The sequence below is a fragment of the Streptomyces sp. NBC_01717 genome (genome assembly GCF_036248255.1).
Taxonomy (GTDB): domain Bacteria; phylum Actinomycetota; class Actinomycetes; order Streptomycetales; family Streptomycetaceae; genus Streptomyces.
The window spans coordinates 8,641,000-8,659,455 of sequence record NZ_CP109178.1 but is presented as its reverse complement, the minus strand read 5'-3'; the positions used below and the strand labels follow the sequence as shown (position 1 = coordinate 8,659,455).

The following is an 18,456-nucleotide window of genomic DNA, read 5'->3' as shown; positions in this document are numbered from 1 at the left end:
ACAGCCCTTAACGAAAGGTCACGGTGCCGGTGATGCCGGGGGCGGCGCCGGGCTGCCCAGCGGACAGCTGGGCTCCCTTGCCGTCGGGGACCCCACTGACCACGAACGCGTCCGGGGCGAAGAGCGGGGCCCTCGACCGGAACGTGAACGACGCGACCGTGCGCACGGGTGCGAAGCGGCGCGGTAGTTCGAGCAGCGCGAGAGCGAGCAGCGGTCCGTGCACGACGAGGTCCGGGTAGCCCTCGACGCCGGTCGCGTAGTCACGGTCGTAGTGGATGCGGTGCGCGTTGTAGGTGAGTGCGCTGAACCGGAACAGGAGCGTCGGGAGCGGGCACAGGCTGTACGTCCATGGGGCCGGCGGGGCCGCGGCCCGCGACTCGGCCGTCGCTCTCGGTGTGGCCGCGGCGGCGTCCGGTTGTTTGTAGACGATGTCCTGTTCTTCGACGGTCCTCAGCACTCCTTCCACGAAGAACCTATGACGGAGGGTGACCAGAAGAAGCCAGCCGCTGCCGCCCTGTCGGGTGCGCACGCTCGTCACCTCGGAGCGGCGTGTGACGAGGTCACCGACTCTGATGGGCTCGTGGAACTCGAACCGTCCGCCGCCGAACATCCGGCGCCGGTCCGGCAGCGGCGGCAGGAACAGCCCGTCGCGCGGATGCCCGTCCTCACCGAGCTCCGCCTGCGCAGGCCTGTCGAGCAGGTGCAGCCAGTGCCACACGGGCGGCAGCGCGTCGCCGACGCCTGCCACGGCGACCGGCTGGTCGAAGATGCCGGAGAGTGCCTGCGAGGGGGCCGCCGTCACGAACTCGGTTGTTTCCACCGGTTCGGGACGCCACCCGGCCTCGATCCTCGCGAAGGCCTCCGGGGCCGTCCCCGTCATGCGAGGGCCTCCGCCGTGCCGAGCAGCGCCGTCGTCTGGCTGGAGAGGACACCGCCGTTGCCGTTGACCAGCGCGACGTCGGTGCCTGGCTGCTGGCGCTCGCCGCATTCGCCGCGCAGCTGACGTACGGCCTCGATGATCAGGAAGATGCCGTACATGCCGGGGTGACAGTACGAGAGGCCGCCGCCGTTGGTGTTGACGGCGAGCTCGCCGCCGGGACCGATGCGTCCGTCGCAGACGAAGGCGCCGCCCTCACCCTTGCCGCAGAACCCCAGGTCTTCCAAGAAGAGGAGGGTGTTGATGGTGAAGGCGTCGTACAGCTCCACCACGTCGACGTCCGACGGTTTGAGGCCTGCCATCTCGAAGGCCCGGCGTCCGGAGTCCGCCGCTGCGGTGGTGGTGAGGTCCGGCATCTGGGAGATGGAACGGTGCCAGGTGGCCTCGCCGCCGCCCAGGAAGTACGCCGGACGGTCATGCAGCTCACGGGCGCGTTCGGCACCGGTGAGGATCACCGCACCGCCGCCGTCCGTGACCAGGCAGCAGTCCTTGGAGGTGAGCGGGTAGCTGATCATCTGCGAGAACAGGACGTCCTCGACGGTCAGCGGGCCGCGGCCGTAGGTGAACGCCTTCGGGTTGAGCCGGGCCCAGTCGCGCGCGGCGACCGCGACCTCCGCGAGCTGTTCGCGCGTCGTACCGAACTCGTGCATGTGCCGGGAGGCGGCGAGCGCGTACATGGAGACCGGGTAGCGCGGCTTGTACGCCTCCTCCCACGGCAGCAGCTTGGTCGGCGAGACGAGGCGGCCGCCGTCGGAGCGCTGGGTGGAACCGTAGGTGATCAGTGCCGTGGTGCACAGGCCGGTCTCGATGGCCGCGGCGGCGTGCAGCAGATGCGAGACGAAGGAGCTGCCGCCGACGTTGGTCGAGTCGGCGTACGTGGGTCGGATGCCCAGGTATTCGGCGACGTCCAGTGTGGGGAACGGCAGATAGGAGGAGGCGCAGAAGAAGCCGTCGATGTCGGACTTCTTCAGACCCGCGTCCTTCAGCGCGCGGGCGGTGGCCTGCCCGATCAGGTCGAAGTGGGTGAGACCGGGCGCGACTTGGCCCAGATCGGACTCGGCGACGCCGACAACGGCGACCTTGCCGCGCAGGTCGGTGCTCATGCGCGTACCTCCAGCGGACGGAACACGGCGAGGGGTGCGCCGTCCTCGGTGATCACGGCAAGCCCGACACGGCTGCCGATGTGGACGTCCTCGGGTGCGACGCCCTCGACTCGGCTCATCATGCGGAAGCCCTCGTCCAGATCGATCAGGGCGACGTTGTACGGGTCGCTGCCGCGCTTGTGCAGGACGGTGCTCGCGTAGACCGTTCCGGTCCCCGAACTGGTGTGCCACTCAAGGGATTCGGCTCCGCAATGGGGGCACAGCACGCGCGGGTGGAAGACGGCACGCTCGCACTCCGAGCAGCGCTGGAAGCGTAGTTCCCCCGCGGCGAGGCCCTCGGCGTACGCGAGCGCAGGTGCCTGGCTCATCGACGGCCTCCCTCGTCGACGGGGTTGCGGGAGACCAACTGCTTGGCGATGACGTTGCGCTGGATCTCGTTGGTGCCCTCGCCGACGATCATCAGCGGGGCGTCGCGGAAGTAGCGTTCGACGTCGAATTCGGTGGAGTAGCCGTAACCGCCGTGCACCCGGACCGCGTTGAGGGCGACCTCCATGCAGACCTCGGAAGCGAAGAGCTTGGCCTGTCCCGCTTCCAGATCGGCGCGCTGCCCGGCGTCCACGCGGGCGGCGGCGTCCAGAGTGAGGAGCCGGGCGGCGCGGAGCTTGGTGGAGGCGTCGGCGAGGTAGTTGCCGATCGACTGGTGCTGCCAGATCGGCTGCCCGAAGGTGTGGCGTTCCTGGGCGTAACGCAAGGCGTCGTCGAGTGCGGCCTGACCCACGCCGAGGGCGCGGGAGGCGACCTGGATGCGGCCGATCTCCAGGCCTTGCATCATCTGTGCGAATCCGCTGCCGGACGCGCCGCCGAGAACGGCCGACTCGGGCAGCTTGACGCCGTCGAAGACGAGTTCGCAGCTCTCGACGCCCTTGTAACCGAGTTTGGGGAGGTCCTTGGAGACCTCGTATCCCGTGCCCTTCTCCACCAGGAGGATGGAGAAGCCCTTTCCCTGCTTGGGCTCGGTGCGGCAGAGCAGGGCGATGAGGCCGGCCCGGCGGGCGTTGGTGATCCAGGTCTTGGTGCCGTCGACGGTCCAGGTTCCGTCGGCCAGGACGGCCCGGGTGCGCATCGCCTGGAGATCGGAGCCGCCGCCGGGTTCGGTGAGCGCCATGGCGGCGCGCAGCTCGCCGGTGGCCAGCCGCGGCAGATAGGCGGCCTTCTGCTGATCCGTGCCGAACTTCTTGATGAGGTATGTGACGACGGAGTGGCTGCCCATCGATCCGGCCAGGGACATCCAGCCGCGAGCGAGCTCCTGCGCGACGAGGGCGAAGCAGCCGGTGGAGACGTCCACGCCGCCGTACTCGGCGGGGGCGAGCAGGCCGAAGACGCCGAGCTTCTTCATCTGCTCGATGAGCTGTTCGGGGTAGGTGTTGGCGTGCTCCAGCTCCTGTACGGCGGGCTTCACCTGGGCGTCGACGAAGTCGGCGACGATCTCGACGATCGTGCGCTCCTCGTCGCTGAGTCGCGCCGTCAGCGGGATTTCGGTCATCGCCATGTCACTTCACGTCCTTGAGCAGGGCCCGGCCGATGATCAGCTTCTGGATCTCGCTGGTGCCCTCGTAGATGCGGAACAGCCGGGCGTCGCGGAAGCAGCGCTCGACGACGGTGCCACGCATGTATCCCATGCCGCCGTGGATCTGCACGGCGAGGTCGGCGGCCTTGGACACCATTTCCGAGCAGAACAGTTTCGCGGCCGACGGGCCGATGCGACGGTCCTCGCCCGAGTCGTAGTTCCTGGCCGCTTCGAGGACCATGGCCCGGCCCGCGTACACACCGGTCTGGATCTCCGCGAGCATTGCCTGGACCAGCTGGAACTCGCCGATGGGGTGGCCACCCTGCTTGCTGGCCGCGGCGTACGCGACGGACTCCTCCAGGATGCGGTCGGCCATGCCGACGCAGAGCGCGGCGATGTGGACCCGGCCGCGGATCAGGGACTTCATCGCGGCGCCGAAGCCCGCGCCTTCCGCGCCGCCGATCAGCGCGGTGTCGGGCACCCGTACCTCGTCGAAGAAGACCTCGGCGGTCCAGGCGCCTGCCTGACCGGTCTTGTGGTCCTTGGGGCCGACGGTGACACCCGGCAGTCCGGCCTCGACGAGGAAGACGGAGATGCCCTTGGTGCCGTAGTTCTCCTCGCCGGTGCGGGCGAAGACGACGAACAGATCGGCGAGGGGCGCATTGGTGATGAAGCGCTTGGAGCCGGAGATGACGTACGTGTCGCCGTCGCGCACCGCGCGGGTCGTCAGACCGGACGGGTCGGAGCCCGCCTCGGCCTCGGTGAGCGCGAAGGAGGCGACGGCGCCGGAGGTCAGCCGCGGCAGCCAGTGCTTCTGCTGCTCCTCGGTGCCCGCGTTCACGAGGACCTTGCCCGCGATGCCGTTGTTGGTGCCGAACATCGAGCGGAAGGCCGGCGTGGTGTATCCGAACTCGAAGGCCAGCTGGACGTCCTCGTACAGGGTGGCTCCGAGTCCGCCGTGCTCCTCGGGCAGCGTGTACCCGAACAGTCCCATGTCGACGGCCTTGCGCCGGACGTCGTCCGGGATGGCGTCGGTCTCCTCGATCTCGTCCTCGCGCGGCACGACGTCCTCGCGCACGAGGCGGCGGACCGCGTCCCGTACCGCCTTGAAGTCAGCGGCGTCCATGTCTGGTGTCCCTTCTGCGGGTCGACGGGGCGGGCGCGGCGCCCGCCCCGTCGATGGTGCGGGGTGATTCAGAGAAGTTCGAGGACCGTGGCGTTCGCCATGCCGCCGCCCTCACACATCGACTGGAGGCCGAAGCGGATGCCGTTGTCCTTCATGTGATGCACGAGGGTCGTCATCAGCCGGGCGCCGGATCCGCCGAGCGGATGACCGAGGGCCATGGCACCGCCGTTGGGGTTCATCAGCTCGTAGTCCGCGCCGACGGCGCGCTGCCAGCCGAGGGAGACGGAGGCGAACGCCTCGTTGATCTCGTAGGCCCCGATGTCGCTCAGCGCGAGACCCGAGCGCTGAAGGACCTTGGCGGTGGCCGGGATCGGGCCCTTGAGCATGGTGACAGGGTCGACGCCGGTGACGACCCCGGTGTGGAAGCGGGCGATCGGCGTCCAGCCGTTGCGCTCGGCGACCTCGCTGGTCGTGATCAGCAAGGCGGCGGAACCGTCCGAGATCTGCGAGGCGTTGCCTGCGGAGACGACGCCGTTCTCCTTGAACGGGGTCTTCAGGCCGCCGAGGGCCTGAAGGGTGGTGCCGCGACGCACGCCCTCCTCGGTGCCGAAGACGCGGCTGCTCCCATCGGCGCCGGTGACGGTGACCGGGGTGATCTGGCCCTTGAAGCGGCCCTCGTCGATGGCTCGGGCAGCGCGCTCGTGCGAGTCCAGGGCGTGCTGGTCGAGCTCCTCGCGGCTGAGGCCGAACTCCTCGGCGATCATCTCGGCACCGATGCCCTGGTTGAAGCGGTAGTTGTCGTACCGCTCAGCGACCAGCGGGCCGTACGGGTTGCCGAACTGACCGCCGGCCCGGGTCGATCCCATCGGGACCCGGGACATGATCTCGACGCCGCCGGCGACGGCTATGTCGTACTGCCCGGCGATGACACCCGCGGCGGCCTGGTGCACGGCCTGCTGGGACGAGCCGCACTGGCGGTCGACGGTCAGGCCCGGCACGTGCTCGGGCCAGCCCGCGGCGAGCACCGAGTAGCGGCCGACGCCGCCGCCCTGCTCGCCGACCTGGGAGACACAACCCCAGATCACGTCGTCCACGGTGGCCGGGTCGAGGCTGTTGCGCTCGGCGAGGGCCTTGAGGACATGGGCGGAAAGGTCGACCGGGTGGATGCCGGAGAGGGCGCCGCCCGGTTTGCCCTTGCCTACCGGGGTGCGAACGGCGTCGACGATGACTGCGTCACGCATGAGGGTGCTCCTGCTCGTACGAAGGGGTGTTCTACCGGGGGGCCATGCGGATGGCGCCGTCGAGACGGATGGTCTCGCCGTTGAGCATCGGGTTGGCGATGATGGCCTCGGCGAGCTGTGCGTACTCGACGGGCAGCCCCGGACGGCTCGGGTGCGGCACCTGGGCGCCGAGTGAGTCGCGGGCCTCCTGCGGCAGCCGGCCGAGCAGCGGGGTCTCGAACAGCCCAGGGGCGATCGTCATCACGCGGATGTTCGACTTCGCCAGGTCGCGGGCGATCGGCAGGGTCATGCCTACGATGCCGCCCTTCGAGGCGGAGTACGAGCACTGGCCGATCTGGCCGTCGAACGCGGCGACCGAGGCGGTGTTGACGATGACGCCGCGGTCGCCGTCGACCGGCTCGTTCCCCGTCATCGCTTGGGCGGCGAGCCGGATGACGTTGAACGTGCCGATCAGGTTGACCTCGACGACCTTGCGGAAACGGTCCAGGTCGTACGGTCCGTCCTTGCCCACGGTGCGTCCGGCACCCCCGATGCCCGCGCAGTTGACCGTGATGCGCAGCGGGGCGAGCGCCGTGGCCGCCGCGACGGCGGCGGTGACAACCACCGGGTCGGTGACGTCGCCCGCGACGAAGGTGGCGCCGATCTCCTTGGCGACGGACTCGCCGTCGGACGTGGGCAGGTCGAAGACGACGACGCGGGCGCCGCCCGCGACCAGGCGCTCGGCGGTGGCCCGGCCGAGGCCGGAGGCGCCGCCCGTGACGAGGGCGGAACTGCCGTTGATCTGCATGGGGATTACCTCTCTTGGTGGGCTGTCAGAGGCCGAGCGACTTGGCGATGATGGTCTTCATGACCTCGCTGGTGCCGCCGTAGATGCGGGACACCCGCGTGTCGGCGTACAGGCGCGCGATCGGGTACTCGGTGATGTAGCCGTAACCGCCGTGCAGCTGCAGGCACTTGTCGATGACGCGACCTGCGACCTCGGTGCAGAAAAGCTTCGCCTTGGCGGCGTCGACGACCGTCAGCTCACCTGTGGCATGCAGCTCCAGGGCGCGGTCGGCGAACAGCCGCGCGGCCTCGGTCTCGGTGGCGCACTCGGCGAGTACGAACTTGGTGTTCTGGAACGCCGCGACCGGCTTCCCGAAGACCGTGCGGTCCTTGACCTACTCGGTGGCGAAGCGCACTGCCGACTCGGCGGCCGCCGCACCGCCCAGCGCGATGGCGAGGCGCTCCTGAGCGAGGTTGTGGGAGAGGTACGAGAAGCCCTTGCCCTCCTCGCCGAGCAGGTTCTCCACCGGGACCTCGACATCCACGAAGGACAGCTCGGCGGTGTCGGAGGCCTTCAGGCCGACCTTCTTCAGCTTGCGGCCGACCGCGAAGCCTTCGGACGCGGTCTCGACGCACAGGATGGACAGGCCCGCGCGGCGGTCCTCCGGGTCGAAGGGAGTGGTGCGCGCGACGACCAGGATGAGGTCGGCGAGGGCGCCGCCGGTGATGAAGGTCTTGGCGCCGTTGAGGACGTAGTGCGTGCCGTCCTCGGAGAGCGTGGCGCGCGTCTGGATGTTGGCGAGGTCCGAGCCGGTGCCGGGCTCGGTCATCGCGATGGCCGTCATGAGATCGCCGGTCACGAATCCGGGCAGCCAGCGCTTCTTCTGTTCCTCGTCGGCGTACGCCATGAGGTACGGAAGGATCAGGTTGGCGTGCACCGAGTAGCTGCCGAAGGTGACACCCGCACGGGCTGTCTCCTCCATCACGACAGCCTGATACTTGAAGCCCTCGCCTGCGCCGCCGAACTCCTCCGGCACCTCGATACCGAGAACGCCCAGCTCACCGAGTCTGCGGTAGAAGTCGCGCGGCGGGTGGCCCTCCTCCTCCCACTCATGGTGGACGGGGACGACCTCCTTCTCCACGAAGTCCCGCAGCGTCGCGCGGAACGCCTCATGGTCCTCGTTGAACACCGTACGGCGCACGGCAGCCTCTTCTCGTACAGATGTGGTCTGCGTCGCAGATTCAAAATTCCTTGTCGAACGATCGTTAAGGTAATCCTGCAGTGCAGGGCCTGTCCACGTTCAGCGCAGGTGACCTGCTTCACGCGGGCGGACGGCCCGCTCCTGAGAGGACCTCACCCATGACCCTGCGGGTGAGCCGTACGCCGCAAATCATGGCGGACGCCGCCCATGCCGTACTCACACGGCCGGTCGGTCGCACCACGGGGCGGTGCCTGGTCGACGAGACCGCGCTGCGTGAGGAGGGCGTGACCGACTTCAATGTGTACCGGGCCGATCCGCCTCGGACGCCGCAGTGCGGACCGACATCTTCCTCTGACCCGAGCGGAGAACGGGGGAAGCCCCGGTGCGGGCGGCGGCCGCCGGAATCCGCCGCCGCCCGCACCGGGGCTTCCCCCGATGTGTTGCCGTTACCGACCCAGCACCCGCAGGGCGCGAAGGTACACCGGCCGGTCGACCATGGACCCGTCCACGGCAATAGCCCCGGCCTCCTCCCCCGCGGCCTCGAAGGCGTCGACCACCCGCCGGGCCCGGGCGATCTCCCCCTCGTCTGGGGTGAACACCCGGTTGGCCAGGGCGATCTGGTCCGGGTGGATGCAGAACTTCCCACCGAACCCGACCGAACGGGCCGCCCGCGCCTGCCGTTCGAACAGCGGAAGATCGCGGAAGTCCGTCTCGGGGCCGTCCAGCGCTGCGCAGCCGGCCGCCGCAGCCGCATTGGCGAGGCGGGCCCTGGCATAGGACAGTTCGGCGGCATCCTTCGTACGCTGCACCCCGAGCGACGCCGTGTAGTCCTCCGAGCCGAGGGACACGCCGACAAGGCGGGGCGAAGCGACGCAGATCTGCTCCACCTGCGCCAGGGCGCGGGCCGACTCGATCCACGCCATCAGCCGCACCGAACCCGGGGCGAGCCCGCGGACCCGTTCCAGGTAGGTGAGGTAGTGGTCGGCCGTCGAGACCGTCTGCGGGTCCTCCGCCTTCGGCAGGTGCACACCGTGCAGACCGGGACCGACGACCGCGTCCAGATCTGCTTCCAGCAGGCCGGAGTCGAGCGCGTTCGGCCGCACCCAGAGCTCTCGGCCGTGCACCGGGAAACTCCGCAGCGTGGACGCGACCAGCCGGCGGGCCGGCACCTTGTCGGCAGCGGCGACGGAGTCCTCCAGGTCGAAGGCGATCGCGTCCGCCCGCACGTCCCGGGCCCTGCCGATGAAGCGCTCGCTGCCGCCCGGCACGGAGAGCATGGAGCGCAGGTGACCCTTCACCAGCGTTCGCCCTTCACCGGATCCAGGCTGAAGACCGGCATGCCGTCCGGCGCGATCTCGCTCACGCTCACCGGCGCCCCGAACGGAGTGAGCCCGCCGACGGCCCCCTCGACCTCGCAGCGCATCCGCACGCCCTCCCTGAGCTCCACCACCGTCACCATCCGACGGCGCTGCCCCTTGCGGCGCACCTCCACGGAGCTGCACACCCGTCCCCTGCCCTCGCTGCGCTCCCAGTGCAGATCGGTGGAGGCACACGTGGGGCAGAGCAGGCAGGTGCGGAACACGATGGTGGAGCACCAGGTGCAGCGCTGGAAGCGCAGCTCCATGACGCTCGACGGCGGCCCGATGGGGGCCTGCCGCTGAACGGTTCGGACGTACATGGGATGGTGCATCCTCTCTCAGTGGTGCTGTTCCGGCGTGCTGTGGCGCTGCCGCAGCTCCGTCTTGAGGATCTTTCCGGCGGCGGACACGGGCAGCGCCTCGATGAAGTGGACCTCGCGGACGCGCTGGTACGGCGCGACCCGCTCGGCCACGAAGTCCATGAGTTCGCGGGCCAGGTCGGCTCCGCCACGACGCCCCTCCCGCAGCACGACGTACGCCACCGGGATCTCTCCCGCCTGCGGGTGCGGTGCGCCGATGACACTCACGTCGGCCACGGCCGGGTGCTGGTGGAGCAGTTCCTCCAGCGGGGTGGGGTACACGTTGTACCCCTTGTAGATGAGCATGTCCTTCGCCCGGCCGACGAGATACACCCAGCCGTCCTCGTCGAACCGGCCGACATCGCCGGTGCGCAGCCAACCGTCCTGGAACTGCTCGGCGGTCAGGTCGGGGTGCCCGTGGTAGCCGTCGGTGATCTGAGGTCCACGCGCCCACACCTCTCCGGTGTCGCCGGTCGGCACGACGGGGCCGCAGCCCAGCTGCCTGATCTCGATCTCGGTGTCGAAGAGCGGGGCGCCCACGCTGCCGGGCGGGGTGGGGTTGTCCCGCAGCACCGGGTGCGCGGTCAGAGCCATGGTGGCCTCGGTGAGTCCGTACCCTTCGACGATGCAGGCGCTCGGGAAGAGGTCGTCCAGTCTGCTCATGGTGTGCGAATCGATGGGCGCGGCGCCGGAGTTGACTACACGTACGGAGGTGAGGTCGGCGTGCTCGATACCCGGCAGCGCGAGGAGGCTGTGAAACAGCGTCGGTGAGCCCGGGACGGATGTGACGCCGTACTTCTCGATGGTCCGCACGAACCGCTCGGCATCGAACCGGCCCACCACGATAACGGTCGCGCCCGTCGCCACGCTGATGGTCTGGCTGACCAGGCCCATCGCGTGGAACAGCGGAGCCAGCGACACACCGGTCGACTCCCCGAGCACGAAGGAGTTGGCCGTCTGCGCCTCCGGGACGTGCTCCAGGAAGATGCCGCCCTCCTCGTCGGTGAGCGGCCGGGCGGCGCCGCGCCAGCAGGACATCTGCAGGACGTTGGCAACCAGATTGCGGTGCAGGACCCGCACCGCCTTGGAGCGGCCGGTGGTACCGCCCGTGAAGGAGAGGTGCGCCAGGTCGTCGCCGGAGACGGCGGTGGCCGGGGCGGGGGGCGACGCAAGAAGGTCGTCCAGGGGCACACCTGAGGACGGGAGACCGGCAGCCGAACGGGGATCGGGAGCCGCCTCGGTGGCGGGGACGACGACGGTGAGCCGCACCCCGTCCGCCGCGGCACGGTCGAGCGCCGCCCGGGTTGCCGGATGGGTGAACACCGCGACCGCACGCGCCTCTTCGAGCTGATCGCGCAGGGCGAGCGGCGGAAGTGCCGGATTCACCGGAGTGACGACGGCGCCGGCGAGCATGATGCCGTAGTAAGTGACGGTGAACCAGGCTGAGTTCGGCTGATGCAGCGCCACGGTCTGGCCCGGACGCACCCCGCGGACCCGGAGACCTTCCGCGCAGCGCAGCGCGCTGTCGTACAACTGGCTGTACGTCAGGGTCAGTTCGCCGTCGCGCAGCGCGATGCGATCGGGGTGGCGTCGTGCGGCGCCCGCGAGAATGTCGCCGGCCGATCCCTTCGGGTAGTCGATGTGCTCCGGCATCCCGGTGGGCAGGTAGCGCTTCATCCGATGATCCCCTTCTCGCGGAGTGCTTCGATGAACCGGTCGTCGAACCCTGCGCCGGACAGGACCTCGGTGGTGTCCGCGCCGATGACAGGGGCGGCATCAGGTGTACCCGCCGGGGTGGCACCGAACCGGGGCGCGGGGGCGGGTTCATGGCCACCGTGCGGTCCGCGCCGGTAGGTGCCGCGCGCGGTGTTGTGCGGGTGCTCGGCCGCCTCGCCGAGGGACAGGACGGGGGTGACGCACGCCCCCTGCCCTTCGAAGGACGCGGCCCAGGCGTCACGCGTACGACCTGCGAAGATCTCGGCGAGCCGGGCCCGCATGGCCGGCCAGGCGCCGCGGTTCTGCTGGCGGGCGAAGTCCGGATCGCCGGCGAGGCCGAGCACCCGCAGCAGCTGCGCGTAGAACTGCGGTTCTATCGCGCCGAGGGCGACATGGCGGCCGTCCGAGCAGCGATAGACACCGTAGAAGGGCGCTCCGCCGTCGAGCAGATTGACACCGGGCCGGTCCTCCCAGACCCCCTGGGACAGGAAGCCGTACGTCATGGCCAGAAGGAGCGCCGTGCCGTCCGTCATGGCCGCATCGACGACCTGGCCCCGGCCCGTCGCCCTGGCGTGCAGCAACGCGCTGACCAGGCCGAGCGCGAGGAGCATGCCGCCACCGCCGAAGTCGCCCACGAGGTTGATCGGCGGAACCGGATCGCCTCCGGCAGGCGCGATGGCGTGCAACGCCCCTGACAGCGCGATGTAGTTGATGTCGTGGCCCGGTTCCAGGGCGAGCGGCCCGTCCTGTCCCCATCCGGTCATCCGTCCGTAGACGAGGCTCGGGCGGGCGGCGAGGCACTCCTCGGGTCCGAGGCCGAGACGCTCGACGGCACCGGGGCGGAATCCCTCGATGACCGCGTCCGCGGTACCGATCAGGGCCAGTACCGTGGCCGCGCCGTCCGGGTGCTTGAGATCGACGGTGACCGACTTCCTGCCTCGGTGCAGCACCGGATGCCTGGTCCGCTGCCCGTTCTGTGCGGGGCGATCGACCCGGATGACCTCCGCCCCGAGATCCCCCAGCAGCATGCCGCAGAAGGGTCCGGGGCCCAGGCCGCCAAGTTCGACGACGCGGATGCCCGCCAGCGGACCGGAGGGCCGGGTGGCAGCGCCGATCGGTCCGGCACTCATCGGCGCGGCGCTCATCGGCCCGTCCAGCGCGGGCAGCGCTTCTCCGCGAAGGCGCGCGGTCCTTCCTTGGCGTCCTCGGAGGCGAAGACGGGGCCGGTGAGGGCGCGCATGCGCTGCCACTCCTCGTCGGCGGGCCAGGCCGGGGCCTCGGCCAGCACCTGCTTGGTGGCCCGCACCGCGAGCGGCCCGTTGGCGGCGATGGCCCCGGCCAGCTCCAGCGCGCCCGCCAGGGCACCGCCCGGCGCGGTCAGCCGGTTGACCAGCCCATACGCGTGGGCCCGGCCGGCGTCCAGCAAGTCGCCGGTCAGGGCGATCTCCATGGCCACGGCGTACGGGATGCGACGAGGCAGTCGCAGCAGGCCGCCGGCCGCGGCGACGAGGCCACGCTTGACCTCGGGGATCCCGAATCGGGCGTCGTCGGCGGCGACGACCATGTCGCAGGCGAGCACGATCTCGCAGCCACCGGCCAGCGCATGGCCCTCGACGGCGGCGATCACCGGCTTGCGCGGCGGCGCCTCGGTGATCCCGGCGAACCCGCGCCCTTCGACGACCGGCCGCTCCCCGGCAAGGAACGCCTTGAGGTCCATGCCGGAACAGAACGTGTTGCCCGCCCCGGTGATGACCCCGACGACCTGGTCGTCACGGCGGTCGAGCTCGTCCAGTGCCTCGGCCACCGCAACCGCCACGTCGCGATTGACCGCGTTCCGGGTCTCGGGCCGGTTGATGGTGATGACGGTGGTGCCGTCGTCGCGGAAGTCGGCGAGTACTGCGTCGGCCATGCGAGGCTCCTGGCTCTGTCATGGAACTGCAAATGAATCTTGTCGAACATTCGTTAAATTACGATGCCGCACGTTCCCTGTCCAGCCCCGTGTGACTCACGACATCCTCGGCGACAGCCTTCCCCGGTGGGGGCGATGCACCGCATGGCAGGATGTGGCGGCCGTTGCCGGCACGGCCCCCATAGGCATCCGGTGACCGGCTTCTTCGTCCTGGCCGGAGGTCACCCTGGTCCGCTGACCGCACGACCGACCCACGTCGCAACGGCTCGGTGGCGGCCGGTGGATCTGCCCGGCCGGGCGGGCCCACCGGCCGCCGTCGTCTCGACGGCTCAAGTGGCACCGCCCGGACCCCGCAGCCGACCACCCGCATCCAGCTCGGCTGGTACGCCCGCCACCACGGCTGGGCGTGAGGCGAGTCCGTGCCCCGCGTCCGGCGCTGACGAGTCTCCGCCACGGCAGGTAACCGCCAAGGCAGAACGACGACAAGCGAGTTACCGCCGCGGAAACTCTTCGCAGCACCCGGAACCAACCGTTCGCCGGGTGCGCGGAGGAGAGACATCCATGACCAGAGCATCCGCGAGGCGGAGGTCCCGGCTGCTGGCAGCCGGGCTGTCGCTCGTACTGCTGCCTGCGGGGCAGGCTGTCGCAGCAGAGGCAGTGGGGACGGCAGGTGCGGGCACCGATCGTGCCGCGTCTCCCGTACACGCACCCACGACCGCACGGACCGTCACTCTGATCACCGGTGACCAGGTGACCGTGACCGACCTCGGCGCAGGCCGGAAGTCGGTCGCCGTGGAGCGTCCCGAGGGCGCGACCGGAGCGGTTCGCAGCGAGATATCCGGCGGCCGGATCACCGTCATACCCGACGAGGCCCGGCCCTACCTCCAGGCGGGCGTCCTCGACGCCGAACTCTTCGACGTCACCGCTCTGATCGAGCAGGGGCTCGGTGACCCGTCCTCCGACGGACTGCCGCTCATCGTGACGTACACGAAGAACTCTCGGAGCGCCACGCCGCACGGAGCCCGCCAGGTCCGTGGGCTGCCGAGTGTGGGCGGTGCGGCCCTGGAGGCGTCCACGTCAGGGGAGTTCTGGCGCACGGTCGCACCCGACGTCACCTCCCGGGCGCGCAGCGCGGCTTCGGGCCGAGTGCGACTGGCGGGCGGCGTCGAGAAGATCTGGCTGGACGCCCGGGTCGATGCCGCGATGGAGACCAGCAACGCCCAGATCGGCACCCCCGCAGCCTGGGGGGCGGGGCTGACCGGCAAGGGTGTCAAGGTCGCCGTCCTCGACACGGGCGTTGACCTGACCCACCCCGATCTCAAGGACCGGGTGACCGAGACCAAGAGCTTCATCGAGGGCCAGGAGGTCGCCGACCGGAACGGCCACGGGACGCATGTCTCCTCCACCGTCGGTGGCAGCGGTGCCGCGTCCGACGGCAAGGAGAAGGGGGTCGCGCCCGACGCCACGCTCGCCGTCGGCAAGGTCCTCAGCGACCAGGGGTCCGGCACCGAGTCGCAGATCATCGCCGGCATGGAGTGGGCGGCCAAGGACATCCATGCCAGGATCGTCTCGATGAGCCTCGGATCGTCGCAGGGCAGTGACGGCACCGACCCGATGGCCCAGGCGGTGAACACCCTCTCGAAGGACACGGGCGCCCTGTTCGTGATCGCGGCGGGCAACGCCGGCTCCCCCGGCACCATCGGCTCCCCCGGGGCCGCCGACTCCGCACTCACGATCGGCGCGGTCGACTCCGCCGACAAGCGTGCGTCCTTCTCAAGCCAAGGCCCGCGCCTCGGCGACAACGCGCTCAAGCCCGACCTGTCCGCGCCGGGTGTCAGCATCCTCGCAGCCCGCTCGCAGCTCGTGAGCGGCAGCGGCCCGTACACATCGATGAGCGGTACGTCCATGGCCACCCCGCACGTCGCGGGCGTGGCGGCGCTCCTCGCCGAGAAGCACCCCGACTGGAGCGGGCAGCAGCTCAAGGACGGGCTGATGAGCACGTCCAAGCAAGTCAGCGGCACGTCGTACGAGGTGGGTGCGGGACGGGTCGACGTCCCGTCCGCCGTCGCCGCGCAGATCACCGCGACCGGCAGCGCCGACCTCGGCTTCGTCAGCTGGCCGTACGAGGCCGACAAGCCGGTCACGAAGACGCTGACGTACACCAACGCCTCCGACCGGCCCGTCACCCTTGCGCTGACTGCCGAGGGCGCTCCTGTCGGCGTGGTCGCCCTCGCCGACGCCTCCCTCACGGTGCCTGCGCACGGCACCGCGCAGACCACGGTCACCGGTGACGGCACCGCAGCGCCCGTCGGAGCCACGTCCGGCCGGATCGTCGCCAAGGACGGCGACACGGTGGTGGCGCACACGGCCTTCGGCCTGACCAAGGAGGAGGAGCGCTACACCCTCACCGTCCATGTCAAGGACCGCGACGGCGCAGCGTCCGCCGCGTACCTCGCCGTGCAGAAGCTGGCCAAGGGTGTATCCCCCTTCCCGGCCACGGTCGACGACTCCGGCACGCTCGAGCTGCGCCTGCAGCCCGGCACGTACACCCTGTCCAGCTTCCTCGACGTGCGCGGCAGCAAGGGCAAGGACTCGCTCGGTCTCGGGCTTCTCACCGAGCCCGAGGTCACCTTGGACCGTGACCGCGAAGTCACCCTCGACGGGCGCAAGTTGCGGGAGATCCGGGCCGAGGTGGACCAGCGGACGCAGACCCGTCAGCTGCTGATGAAGTTCAACCGGGCGGCGAACGGCGCATCGTACACGGGGGCCGTGCAGGTCCCGTTGAAGTACGACAGCATCTTCGCCGCGCCGACCCACAAGCCCGCCACGGGCACCTTCGAATACCGGACCGTCTGGCGGCTCGGCAAGCCGCTGCTCGATGTCGAAGCGGGCGGCAAGCGGCTCGGCGAGACGGTCGTCCAGCCCGGATCGGACCTGTTCACCGGGCGGAAGCGGATGTCCCTCGTGGACGCGGGCACCGGAAGCCCCGCCGCCTATGCCGGCAAGAACGTGAAGGGCAAGGCGGTCGTCGTGCGCCGCACCGACGCGATCACCCCCGCCGAGCTGGCTCAGAACGCACAGGACGCGGGTGCCAAGGCCCTGTTCGTCACCGACGAGGCTCCCGGGCGGCTGTCGGCCGTATTCAGCGGGGCCGGCGGGGCGACACGTCCGCTGTACATCGCGTCGGTGAACGCCGCGGACGGGGCACGGCTGGTCGAGGCCGCTCGACTCGACCGGGATGTGGAACTGACCGCAGCCCAGTTCACGCCCTATGTGTACGACCTCACCGAGGGGCACCCGGGGGCGATCCCCACCGACCTGACGTACCGCCCGGGCAAGAGCGAACTGGCCGTCGTCAAAAACAAGTTCCACGCGACGAAGGCCGCCGACGGCGGCGAGTTCCGCTACTCGGTCACCGACACGTTCCCCATCGGCATGGGCTTCCAGGAGAAGATCAAGTTCCCCGCGGAGCGCACCGACTACATCAGTGCCGGCCCCGACCAGGGGTGGCACGAGTCCATGTCCAACGGCCCAGGCGCCATCGAGCAGCGCAGCGGCATCGTGCACTACCGCGGCGGCACCCGCTCCGGAACCGACTGGTTCAAGCCGGTCTGGCACCCGTGGCTGGGCACCGGCCTCGGCTGGGGCCAGGAGCGCGCGGGCAACAACCTGCAGTTCAACACTCCGGGTTGGGGTGACTCGGGACCGGACCACACCGGCTTCGGCGATGTGTGGAGCGAGAGCTCGATGACCCAGTTCACCGAGGTGTACGTGGACGGGGTGCGGGTCGACCGCAAGACCAGCTCGGGGGCGTACGCCCGCAACGTCAAGCCGACCGAGCAGGACTTCAAGGTGGTCACCGACACCACCCTGGACCCGGACGTCTGGCGGCTCTCCACGAAGGGCCACTCCGAGTGGACCTTCAAGTCGTCGGCCACGCCGGCCGACCGGTGGACGTATCTGCCGATGCTCAACCTCGGGTTCGACGTCGACACCGACCTGCAGGGTGATGTGCGGGCCGGAAAGCGGCTGGATCTCGGGATCTTCTCCGAGTACGTCAAGGGCGCGCCGGACACCGGGAGGATCACCGGCTCCACGCTGGAGGTCTCCTTCGACGACGGTGCGACGTGGACCTCCGTCGAGCTCGACGGCGTACGCGGCAAGTCCGCCGCCTGGGCCGGCTCGGTGCGGGTGCCGAACGACGCGCAGTACATCTCCGTGCGGGCCTCGGCCGCCGACGACCGGGGCGGCTCGGTCAAGCAGGAGATCATCCGCGCGGTGGGCGTGCGGAAGTAGTAGCGGGCCGGGTGGGAGCTGCGCAGACGGCGGCGCGGCTCCCACCCCCTGCCGCACGCGCCGAGCTTCATCCGGAAGGCGGGGTGTGGCTCCGGTGTACGTGGATGCGCCGGCCGGTGAGCCGAGTGGGTGTGATGGTCAGCCACAGGTCGCGGCGTCCGTCCGGCCACGGGTCCGTGTACGCCACCTCGTTCAGGTTCTGTACGACGTTCGGGTCGGTCACCGTCGACGCAGTGCCGATGGCCAGAACACTCCACCCCTGGCTCAGCGCGTCGTCGATGTGGTCGACCTCGAAGGCGACCACGTGGCCCGCCGCGGCGGCGGGCGTGGCACCGGCTGCCGTCCGGAAAGCCAGGAAGCTGCCGACGACCACGTAGTTGACCGGGACAACTGCCGGCCCCTCCGTCGTGGAGACCGAGATCCGCCCCACCCCGTGCGTGGACAGCAGTTTGCGGCACTCATCAGCGCTCAGCTCTGTCAGTTGCGAGTGATAACCCGCATGGCCGGTACCGGGCGGAAGATCCATGGTGCTGCCGGTGAGCTCGGAGACGGTCGTATCCAGAGCATTGGCCAGCCGCAGCATGAAGCTCATGCTGGGCATTGCCTGCTGTTCCTCGAGGTACTGGATGTAGGTGGTGGCCGAACCGGACCGCTCGGCCACCTCCTGCCTGCTGAGTCCCAGCTCTTTGCGACGGGCAGCAATGCGCCTGCCCACGTCACCCGGCGCCGTCGCGCGTTCCTCGGGCGAGGGGTCCCGGGGTTCATACTCCGACATGCTGCGCACATCCCTCTGCTGGTCGGTGCAATCACTGTCTGCGCATTCGCGCCGTTCGGCCTCAGCATCAATCCTGTGCCGGAACGACGCAGACCGCATGGG

Annotated in this window: 14 protein-coding genes and 1 pseudogene; 1 reads left to right on the top strand and 14 read right to left on the bottom strand. The window is 70.0% G+C overall.

The annotated features are described in order from the left end of the window. Positions 1–7: 7 nt before the first annotated feature. The 13 genes and pseudogenes from OHB49_RS39195 to OHB49_RS39135 form a co-directional block, all read right to left on the bottom strand. Positions 8–880, bottom strand: a complete 873-nt coding sequence (locus OHB49_RS39195) for an FAS1-like dehydratase domain-containing protein (protein WP_329165694.1) — start codon at positions 878–880, stop codon at positions 8–10. Then, the gene (locus OHB49_RS39190) at positions 877–2,040 is read right to left on the bottom strand and encodes a thiolase (protein ID WP_329165693.1); all 1,164 of its coding nucleotides are present in this window, start codon (positions 2,038–2,040) and stop codon (positions 877–879) included. The genes OHB49_RS39195 and OHB49_RS39190 overlap by 4 nt, the downstream gene beginning before the upstream one ends. Beyond that, positions 2,037–2,408 carry a Zn-ribbon domain-containing OB-fold protein gene (locus OHB49_RS39185; RefSeq protein WP_329165692.1) on the bottom strand — a complete coding sequence of 124 codons (372 nt, stop codon included), beginning with the start codon at positions 2,406–2,408 and terminating at the stop codon, positions 2,037–2,039. Before OHB49_RS39185 ends, OHB49_RS39190 begins: the two co-directional genes overlap by 4 nt. Then, positions 2,405–3,589 carry an acyl-CoA dehydrogenase family protein gene (locus OHB49_RS39180; RefSeq protein WP_443079613.1) on the bottom strand — a complete coding sequence of 395 codons (1,185 nt, stop codon included), beginning with the start codon at positions 3,587–3,589 and terminating at the stop codon, positions 2,405–2,407. The genes OHB49_RS39185 and OHB49_RS39180 overlap by 4 nt, the downstream gene beginning before the upstream one ends. Before the next feature lies 1 nt (position 3,590). Further along, positions 3,591–4,733, bottom strand: coding sequence for an acyl-CoA dehydrogenase family protein (locus OHB49_RS39175; RefSeq protein ID WP_329165691.1), 1,143 nt, complete (start codon positions 4,731–4,733; stop codon positions 3,591–3,593). Positions 4,734–4,801: 68 nt separating this feature from the next. After that, the gene (locus tag OHB49_RS39170) at positions 4,802–5,974 is read right to left on the bottom strand and encodes a thiolase family protein (RefSeq protein ID WP_329165690.1); all 1,173 of its coding nucleotides are present in this window, start codon (positions 5,972–5,974) and stop codon (positions 4,802–4,804) included. 31 nt (positions 5,975–6,005) lie between these two features. Further along, complete coding sequence (locus OHB49_RS39165; protein WP_329165688.1) at positions 6,006–6,761, bottom strand: SDR family NAD(P)-dependent oxidoreductase; 756 nt, start codon at positions 6,759–6,761, stop codon at positions 6,006–6,008. A gap of 25 nt (positions 6,762–6,786) precedes the next feature. Beyond that, positions 6,787–7,941, bottom strand: a pseudogene (locus OHB49_RS39160) (acyl-CoA dehydrogenase family protein). A gap of 446 nt (positions 7,942–8,387) precedes the next feature. Then, positions 8,388–9,239 (bottom strand): HpcH/HpaI aldolase/citrate lyase family protein, encoded by an 852-nt coding sequence (locus OHB49_RS39155; RefSeq protein ID WP_329165686.1) that lies wholly within the window; start codon positions 9,237–9,239, stop codon positions 8,388–8,390. Then, positions 9,236–9,619 (bottom strand): Zn-ribbon domain-containing OB-fold protein, encoded by a 384-nt coding sequence (locus OHB49_RS39150; RefSeq protein ID WP_329165684.1) that lies wholly within the window; start codon positions 9,617–9,619, stop codon positions 9,236–9,238. The genes OHB49_RS39155 and OHB49_RS39150 overlap by 4 nt, the downstream gene beginning before the upstream one ends. An 18-nt stretch (positions 9,620–9,637) precedes the next feature. Then, positions 9,638–11,335: a class I adenylate-forming enzyme family protein gene (locus OHB49_RS39145; RefSeq protein WP_329165683.1), complete on the bottom strand. Its 1,698-nt coding sequence runs from the start codon at positions 11,333–11,335 to the stop codon at positions 9,638–9,640. Beyond that, complete coding sequence (locus tag OHB49_RS39140; protein WP_329165681.1) at positions 11,332–12,504, bottom strand: CaiB/BaiF CoA transferase family protein; 1,173 nt, start codon at positions 12,502–12,504, stop codon at positions 11,332–11,334. The genes OHB49_RS39145 and OHB49_RS39140 overlap by 4 nt, the downstream gene beginning before the upstream one ends. 11 nt (positions 12,505–12,515) lie before the next feature. Beyond that, on the bottom strand, positions 12,516–13,283 hold the full coding sequence (locus OHB49_RS39135) for a crotonase/enoyl-CoA hydratase family protein (protein ID WP_329165680.1): 768 nt from the start codon (positions 13,281–13,283) through the stop codon (positions 12,516–12,518). 561 nt (positions 13,284–13,844) lie between these two features. Between OHB49_RS39135 and OHB49_RS39130 the strand changes: the two genes are divergently transcribed. Further along, positions 13,845–17,579 carry a S8 family serine peptidase gene (locus OHB49_RS39130; protein ID WP_329165678.1) on the top strand — a complete coding sequence of 1,245 codons (3,735 nt, stop codon included), beginning with the start codon at positions 13,845–13,847 and terminating at the stop codon, positions 17,577–17,579. Positions 17,580–17,646: 67 nt separating this feature from the next. On the opposite strand, the gene OHB49_RS39125 is transcribed toward OHB49_RS39130, so the two are convergent. Further along, a complete protein-coding gene (locus OHB49_RS39125; protein WP_329165676.1) occupies positions 17,647–18,354 on the bottom strand; it encodes a pyridoxamine 5'-phosphate oxidase family protein in 708 nt (235 codons plus the stop codon). Between the last annotated feature and the right edge of the window lie 102 nt (positions 18,355–18,456).

Excerpts from the sequence above, each read along its gene's own strand:
- OHB49_RS39185 (WP_329165692.1), bottom strand. The coding sequence starts at position 2,408 with ATGAGCCAGGCACCTGCGCTCGCGTACGCCGAGGGCCTCGCCGCGGGG.
- OHB49_RS39145 (WP_329165683.1), bottom strand. The coding sequence starts at position 11,335 with ATGAAGCGCTACCTGCCCACCGGGATGCCGGAGCACATCGACTACCCG.
- OHB49_RS39150 (WP_329165684.1), bottom strand. The coding sequence starts at position 9,619 with ATGTACGTCCGAACCGTTCAGCGGCAGGCCCCCATCGGGCCGCCGTCG.
- OHB49_RS39175 (WP_329165691.1), bottom strand. The coding sequence starts at position 4,733 with ATGGACGCCGCTGACTTCAAGGCGGTACGGGACGCGGTCCGCCGCCTC.
- OHB49_RS39190 (WP_329165693.1), bottom strand. The coding sequence starts at position 2,040 with ATGAGCACCGACCTGCGCGGCAAGGTCGCCGTTGTCGGCGTCGCCGAG.
- OHB49_RS39125 (WP_329165676.1), bottom strand. The coding sequence starts at position 18,354 with ATGTCGGAGTATGAACCCCGGGACCCCTCGCCCGAGGAACGCGCGACG.
- OHB49_RS39135 (WP_329165680.1), bottom strand. The coding sequence starts at position 13,283 with ATGGCCGACGCAGTACTCGCCGACTTCCGCGACGACGGCACCACCGTC.
- OHB49_RS39130 (WP_329165678.1), top strand. The coding sequence starts at position 13,845 with ATGACCAGAGCATCCGCGAGGCGGAGGTCCCGGCTGCTGGCAGCCGGG.
- OHB49_RS39180 (WP_443079613.1), bottom strand. The coding sequence starts at position 3,589 with ATGGCGATGACCGAAATCCCGCTGACGGCGCGACTCAGCGACGAGGAG.
- OHB49_RS39165 (WP_329165688.1), bottom strand. The coding sequence starts at position 6,761 with ATGCAGATCAACGGCAGTTCCGCCCTCGTCACGGGCGGCGCCTCCGGC.
- OHB49_RS39140 (WP_329165681.1), bottom strand. The coding sequence starts at position 12,504 with ATGAGTGCCGGACCGATCGGCGCTGCCACCCGGCCCTCCGGTCCGCTG.
- OHB49_RS39170 (WP_329165690.1), bottom strand. The coding sequence starts at position 5,974 with ATGCGTGACGCAGTCATCGTCGACGCCGTTCGCACCCCGGTAGGCAAG.
- OHB49_RS39195 (WP_329165694.1), bottom strand. The coding sequence starts at position 880 with ATGACGGGGACGGCCCCGGAGGCCTTCGCGAGGATCGAGGCCGGGTGG.